Source organism: Massilia aquatica (assembly GCF_011682045.1).
Classification (GTDB): Bacteria; Pseudomonadota; Gammaproteobacteria; order Burkholderiales; family Burkholderiaceae_D; genus Telluria_A; species Telluria_A aquatica.
In genome coordinates this window covers 109725-116608 of sequence record NZ_VVIW01000019.1, presented here as the reverse complement: position 1 = coordinate 116608, position 6884 = coordinate 109725, and the positions used below count along the sequence as shown (strand labels likewise).

Annotated in this window: 7 protein-coding genes; 4 read left to right on the top strand and 3 right to left on the bottom strand. The window is 66.2% G+C overall.

From position 1 onward, the window contains the following. Positions 1–294: 294 nt before the first annotated feature. From F1609_RS25360 to egtD, 3 genes are read right to left on the bottom strand one after another with little or no spacing between them, the layout of a single operon-like run. The gene (locus tag F1609_RS25360; RefSeq protein WP_167079426.1) at positions 295–1230 is read right to left on the bottom strand and encodes a YihY/virulence factor BrkB family protein; all 936 of its coding nucleotides are present in this window, start codon (positions 1228–1230) and stop codon (positions 295–297) included. After that, complete coding sequence (gene egtB, locus F1609_RS25355) at positions 1227–2438, bottom strand: ergothioneine biosynthesis protein EgtB (protein ID WP_167079425.1); 1212 nt, start codon at positions 2436–2438, stop codon at positions 1227–1229. Before egtB ends, F1609_RS25360 begins: the two co-directional genes overlap by 4 nt. Continuing rightward, complete coding sequence (egtD, locus tag F1609_RS25350) at positions 2435–3400, bottom strand: L-histidine N(alpha)-methyltransferase (protein WP_167079435.1); 966 nt, start codon at positions 3398–3400, stop codon at positions 2435–2437. Before egtD ends, egtB begins: the two co-directional genes overlap by 4 nt. A 137-nt stretch (positions 3401–3537) precedes the next feature. Between egtD and F1609_RS25345 the strand changes: the two genes are divergently transcribed. Genes F1609_RS25345 through phnE form a run of 4 tightly spaced genes read left to right on the top strand, consistent with a single transcriptional unit; the run spans position 3538 to position 6881 of the window. Further along, positions 3538–4425 (top strand): putative selenate ABC transporter substrate-binding protein, encoded by an 888-nt coding sequence (locus F1609_RS25345; RefSeq protein ID WP_167079424.1) that lies wholly within the window; start codon positions 3538–3540, stop codon positions 4423–4425. A gap of 17 nt (positions 4426–4442) precedes the next feature. Further along, the gene (locus F1609_RS25340; RefSeq protein ID WP_167079423.1) at positions 4443–5258 is read left to right on the top strand and encodes a phosphonate ABC transporter ATP-binding protein; all 816 of its coding nucleotides are present in this window, start codon (positions 4443–4445) and stop codon (positions 5256–5258) included. A 4-nt stretch (positions 5259–5262) separates the two neighbouring features. Beyond that, positions 5263–6093, top strand: coding sequence for a PhnE/PtxC family ABC transporter permease (locus F1609_RS25335; RefSeq protein ID WP_167079422.1), 831 nt, complete (start codon positions 5263–5265; stop codon positions 6091–6093). Continuing rightward, complete coding sequence (phnE, locus tag F1609_RS25330) at positions 6090–6881, top strand: phosphonate ABC transporter, permease protein PhnE (RefSeq protein ID WP_167079421.1); 792 nt, start codon at positions 6090–6092, stop codon at positions 6879–6881. The genes F1609_RS25335 and phnE overlap by 4 nt, the downstream gene beginning before the upstream one ends. Positions 6882–6884: the final 3 nt, after the last annotated feature.

Here is a 6884-nt window from a genome sequence, read left to right as displayed (position 1 = left end):
GAAAACCCGGACGAAAAAAAAGCCCGCCGAAGCGAGCTCTAATCCAATGTATTACCAATGCTTTAATCGTGTCCCAGGCGCCCATGCTATCTGCGTGGTGCCCTGACGTGTAAATCGACTACCGTATTCGGAATTACAAATCCAGGCGGTTGCAACCATCTACCTTTGCGACATTACACATATTGCGCGGCGGTGCAGGCTCCGGATAGGGTTTCGGTTCGTTTGAACCTCACCACTGAACGTAGTGTAGCACAGGATTGTGCGACGCAGCAAACTTTATCGCCGCAGGCCGCCTCATTTCGCCGCGCGGGTGGTCATCGGTATCGGTTCCTTGTGCTGCTCGTTGCGCCCCGCCCGCTCGTATTCCGAAATCACCTGCGCGCCGAACAGCAGTAAAGTCGCCCCGATCTCCAGGCTGAACATGACCACGATCGCGGTCGTCATCGATCCGTACACCATGTTCACCTGCGACAGGGTCGAAAAGTACCAGACCAGCACATGGCGCGCAATTTCCCACAGCAGCGCCGCCGTCACGCCGCCAATGAGCGCGTGCGACAGCGACAGCCGCCCTACCGGCATCACCAGGTAGATGGAACTGAGCACCAGGATTTCCCCGCTCAGCCCCAGGCAGTACAGCAGCACGCCCGACACGCCGCCAAGCGACCATTCGTAGCCGAGGAAGTGCACGCTCTCCTCGCCCATCACCTGCAAGGTGCCCGCCACCAGCGTGACGATCATGATGCCCGCGCCAAGCGCCAGGATATAACAGTAAGGCAGGATCGCCGAGATCAAAAAGCGCCGGCGCCGGATCGCCACCCGGTGATGGAAGATCACGCTCATCGCGTTCTCCAGCGCGGTGAACGCCAGCGAGCTAAAAAACAGCATGCTGGCAAACAGCACCCAGGTCACCAGGTCGCGGTCTTCCATGAAGTGCGACAGCTCGCCGACGATGGCTTTCGACTGCCCCGGCACCAGCCACTCCAGGTAGCGCCCCAGGGTAGACAGCAACTCGGCCTGGTCGATGAAGTGCGACAGCGCCACCACCACCAGCATCAGGAACGGCACGATCGACAGCAGCGCGTAATAGGCCACCGCGCCGGCCAGCAGCAAGCCCTGGTTGGCCTTGAAGCCCTTGAGCGTCTGCCACGTGAATTCGAGCGGATGGGCCAGCACGTACGCGTTCGCGCGGCGGTTCAGAATACGCAGGCGCAGCCCTTTAGACACCTTCATCGGGCCAGCCTGATGCCGGTGAACTGCCAGCGCGCTCCGGCCGGGAAAAAATTACGGTAGCTGGCGCGCGCGTGACCCGGCGGCGTGGCGCACGAGGAGCCGCGCAGTACATATTGATTAAGCATGAATTTTCCGTTGTATTCGCCCAGCGCGCCGGGCGCGCAGGCATAGCCCGGATAGGGCGCGTAGCTGCTGCTGGTCCACTGCCAGCACGCGCCGAACATTTGCTGCAAGAGCTCGCCCGGCGGCGCGGCAACCGGATGCAGGCCGCCCGTGGCCGGGACGATGCCGGGGCAGGCGACTTCCCACTCCGCCTCGGTCGGCAGGCGCGCGTCCATCCAGTGCGCAAAAGCGTCGGCTTCATACAGCGACAAATGGGTGGCCGGGCGCGCCGCATCGAGCGGCTGCAGGCCGTGCAGGGTAAATTCGTGCCACTGCCCGTGCGCGTCGCGCTGCCAGTACAACGGGTGCGCCAGTTTGAGCTCGCACACGCGGTCCCAGCCCTCGGACAGCCACAGCGCCGGCTCGCGGTAGCCGCCGGCCTCGATGAAGGCCAGGAACTCGCCATTGGTGACCAGGCGCGACGCCAGCGCGAACGGCGCCACATACTGGCGATGGCGCGGCAGTTCGTTATCGAAGCAAAAGCCTGTATCCGCGTGGCCGATATCGGCCAGGCCGCCCTCGAAAGCGATCCATGCCAGCGGCGCCGCCGATGGCGACGATGGCAGCGCGCTATCCATATACGCCGGCCACATGGCGTTCTGCGCCAGCATGTGCTTCACATCCGTGAGAATCAGTTCCTGGTGCTGCTGCTCGTGCTGCAAACCCAGTGCCAGGAGGCGCAGCAGCTCCTCGCCCGGCTGCGCCGCCAGCAGGCGCGCCACGCGCGCATCCACATTGGCGCGGTAGGCGCGCACCTCGCGCATGGCGGGGCGCGTCAGCAGGGAACGCTGTGCGCGCGGATGGCGCTCGCCGATGCCGTTGTAATAGGAGTTGAACAGGACCCGGAAGGCCGGATGAAACGGCGCGAAGCCTTCTTCGAAACGCTCCAGGATGAACGTCTCGAAAAACCAGGTGGTGTGCGCCAGGTGCCATTTGACCGGGCTGGCGTCGGGCATGGACTGCGCGCCGCAGTCTTCGTCCGACAACGGTTCGGCCAGCATCAGCGAGCGTTTGCGCACGCCGTCGTACAGGTCGCGCATGCTCATCTCGGTATGGCGCGCGCGTAAATGACGGCGAACCACTGATCGGGATCGGTCCACACGTGCACGCTGCGAAATCCGCCCTGCTCCAGCAGGCCGACCGCCGCGCTCTGGCGGTACTTGTAACTGTTCTCGGTATGAATCCGCTCGCCCGCCGCAAACAGGCGCTCGCCGCCCGGCCAGCGCACGGTCAGCGCCTCGCGCGCTTCGAGGTGCATCTCGACCCGGCTCTGGTCGGGATTGAAAAAGCCGCGGTGGCGCCACTGCGCCACGTTGAAATCGGAACCCATCAGCTGGTTCACATGGCGCAGGATGTTCAGGTTGAAGGCCGCCGTGACGCCGATGGCGTCGTCGTAGGCCGCGTCGAGCGTGGCCGGGTCCTTCACCAGGTCGATCCCGATCAGCAGCGCGCCGTCGTCGTCGCACTGGTCGCGCAAGCGGCCCAGGAACGCGCGCGCCTGCTCGGGTGTGTAGTTGCCGATCGACGAACCGGGATACAGGAACAGCCGTTTTTCGGTGCGCACCACGCCCGGCAATTCAAGGCGCTCCGAAAAATCGAGCCCCAGCCCGGTCATTTCGATGTGCGGAAAACGCTGTTGCAGCCTTTCGATCGACTCGCGCAGGAAATCGTACGAGATGTCGATCGCCACGAACTGGGCCGGATGCAGCAGCGGGAACAGGCGCGCCGCCTTGGCGCAACTGCCCGCTCCCAGGTCGATCAGGGTGGTGCCGGGACCTGCCGCGCGCGCGATCTCGGCCCCGTGGCGCACCGCAATGGCCGCTTCGGTGCGGGTCGGATAATACTCGGGCAGTTCGCAAATGGCCTCGAACAGGCGCGAACCGAGCGCGTCGTAGAGGAATTTGGGCGAAATCGCCGCCTCGCGGGCCAGCAGGCCGGCGCGCAGTTCGGAGGCGATGGCGGCGCTGGGGCGCTCGTCGCGCGCGTCGGGCTGGCTGGAGGTCGGCATGGTTTTATGGGTCAATCGAAATCGCTGCGTGGGTGTTTTTGTTATCATAGCTGAATATCCCGTATTTCACGGTCCACCCGGCGTTCAAGCGTGCTCGCTTGCCGGCTCCCCCATCGACCTTCCCAGGACAGGCAACCATGACCAATTTCTCCACCCGGCGCACCCTTAACACCATGCTGGCTGCATCAATCGGCGCCACCTTGCTGCTGGCCGGCGCCAGCGCCCTCGCCCAGGTCACCCCGGGCGTGTTGCGCGTGTCGGCCATTCCCGACGAAGCGCCGACCGAATTGCAGCGCAAGTTCAAGCCGCTGGGCGACTACCTGGCCAAGGCCACCGGCCTGAAGGTCGAATTCACCCCGGTCACCGATTATCCGGCCGCCGTCGAAGGCCTGGTCAACAAGCGCCTCGACCTGGTCTGGTTCGGCGGCTTCACCTTCGTGCAGGCCAATGTGCGCAGCAAGGGCCAGGTCACGCCGCTGGTGCAGCGCCAGGAAGATACCGCCTTCCGCTCCGTGTTCGTCACCACCAAGGCCGACATCAACAAGCTCGAAGACCTCAAGGGCAAGACCCTGAGCTTCGGTTCCGAGTCGTCCACCTCGGGCCACCTGATGCCGCGCTCTTATCTGCTGGCCGCGAAAATCGATCCGGACGCCGACCTCAAACGCGTGGCCTACTCCGGCGCGCACGACGCCACCGTGGCCGCTGTCGCCGGCGGCAAGGTCGATGCGGGCGCACTCAATATCTCGGTCTGGGAAAAACTGGTCGCCGAGAAGAAGGTCGATCCGGCCGCCGTGCGCGTGTTCTACACCACGCCCGGCTACTTCGACTACAACTGGACCGTGCGTTCCGACATGCCGGCCGCGATGAAGAAGAAGCTGACCGACGCCTTCCTCGCGCTCGACAAGTCCACCCCGGAAGGCAAGGAAATCCTGGAACTGCAAAAAGCCAGCAAGTTCGTCACCACCACGCCCGACAATTACAAGTCGATCGAAGCGGCCGCGCGCAGCGCCAAACTGCTCAAGTAACAGGAATCGGCGCGCGCATGACCACCTACCGGCTCGACAAACTCACCGTGCATCACCAGGCCGGCGCGCGCGCGCCGGCCCTGCGCGAGATCGACCTGGTGGTGGCGCAGGGCGAGCAGTTGGCCGTGATCGGCCCGTCGGGCGCCGGCAAGACCACCTTGCTACACACCCTGGCCTGCGCCCACGCGCCGGCCGGCGGCGTGTTCGAAGCCTTCGGCCGCCAGCCCTGGACCTTGAGCGGCGCGGCGCGCCACGCCTTGCGCGCCGACCTGTTTTTGGCGCCGCAAACGCCGCCGCTGCCGCCGCGCCAGCGCGTGGTCAGCGCGGTGCTGGCGGCACGCCTGCCGCACTGGAGCCTGTTCCAGGCCCTGTCCTCCTTATTCAAACCGGTCGATCCGGATGCCGCCTACGATGCGCTGGCCCGTTTCGGCCTGGGCGGCAAACTGTATGCGCGGGTCGACCGCCTGTCGGGCGGCGAGCGCCAGCGCTGCGGCCTGGCGCGCCTGCTGCTGTCGTCGGCCAGGGTGTTCCTGGTCGACGAGCCGCTCTCCGCGCTCGACCCGGCCCTGTCGCAACTGACCCTGTCGGCCCTTCAGCAAGAAGCGGCCAGCCGCAACGCCACCCTGATCTGCAGCCTGCACCAGGTGGAGATGGCGCGTGCCAATTTTGCCCGCATCGTCGGCCTGCGCGACGGCCGCATCGTTTTCGATTGCGCGCGCGAGGACGTGACCGACGCCATGATCGCCGCCCTGTACCAGAACGAATCGGTCGCGCCGCATCCGGGCGTACCGCACGAGACGCCGGAACGCCTGGCCATCGGCGCCTGTTTCTAATTCCATGCCCGCTTCCCTCCAACGGCATCCGGACCCGGCATGGCGCGCGCGCGTGGCCATGCTTGCCATCGGCGCGGCGCTGCTGTGGCCCGCCCTGGTGTTGAGCGAATTCAAGCCGTGGATCCTGTTCGACCTGCAAAGCCTGAAGGCGGCCGGCGAATTCCTGGTCGGCTTCCTGACGCCGGCGCATTCGCCCGAATTCTTGTCGATGGTGCTGCGCGAAACCTGGCAAACGGTGGCCATCGCCACCGCCGGCCTGACCCTGGCGCTGATCGGCGCCATCCCCGCCACCCTGATCGTCACCGAGCGCCTGTCGGTCTCGCGCCTGGGCACCGGGCGCATGCACTGGGCCGCCAGAGCGCTGCGCCAGGTGGTGCGCTGGGTACTGGTGCTGCTGCGCAGCGTGCCCGAACTGGTCTGGGCGATCCTGTTCGTGCGCGTGGTGGGCCTGGGCCCGACCGCCGGCGTGCTGGCCATCGCCCTGACCTACTGCGGCATGCTGGGCAAGGTATACGCCGAAATCCTCGAATCGTCCGACGCCCACGCCACCGAAACGCTGCTGGCCAACGGCAGCTCGCGCCTGGCCGCGCTGCTGTATGGCGCCCTGCCCGAATCGGGCGCCGAGCTGGTCTCGTATACCGTCTACCGCTGGGAATGCGCCATCCGCGGTTCGGCGGTGATTGGATTCGTCGGCGCCGGCGGGCTCGGTCAGCGCATGGATGAATCGACCCGCATGATGGCCGGCGGCGAAGTGTGCACCATGCTGATCATGTTCGTGCTGCTGGTCGCGCTGGCCGACTGGGTATCGAAGCTGCTGCGCCGGAGGCTGGGATGAACTACCGCCTGCCTGCTCCGCCGCGCCGCCAGCTCTCGACTTGGCTGCTGGTGGCGGCCCTGGTGGCGCTGGTGCTGGCCAGCTTCGCCTCGCTGCCGCTGCAATGGTCGGCCTTTTTCTCGCCCGACGCGGCCACGGTGACGATGGAGTTTTTGACCGGCTTCGCCCCGCCCGAGACGGCGCCGGCCTTTTTGCGCAAGACCGCGCTGGCCGCGCTGGAGACGCTGTCGATGTCGGCCATCGGCACCCTGCTGGCCGTCGCTGGCGGCCTGGCGCTATCGATGCCGGCCGCCGGCCGCTTCGGGCGCGTACAGCGCGTCGTCGCGCGCGCCCTGCTCAACGTACTGCGCTCGATCCCGGAACTGGTGTGGGCTTCGCTGCTGCTGGTGGCCGCCGGCCTGGGACCGTTCGCCGGCACCCTGGCGCTGGCCGCGCACACCAGCGGCGTGCTCGGACGCCTGTTCGCCGACGCGCTCGAAAACACCGACCCGCACCCGGAACGCTCGCTCGTCACCAACGGCGCCTCGCCAACCGCGGCGTTCTGCTACGCCACCCTGCCGCAAACGCTGCCCCAGATGCTGTCTTACACCCTGTACCGCTGGGAAAACAATATCCGCGCCGCCGCCGTGCTGGGCGTGGTCGGCGCCGGCGGCCTTGGCCAGATGCTCAAATTTCACCTGTCGCTGTTCCAGATGCAAAGCGCGGCCACCGTCATCATCGCCATGCTGCTGCTGGTGGCGCTGGTCGACGCGGCCAGCTTCGCACTGCGCCGCGCCCTGACCCGCTAATCG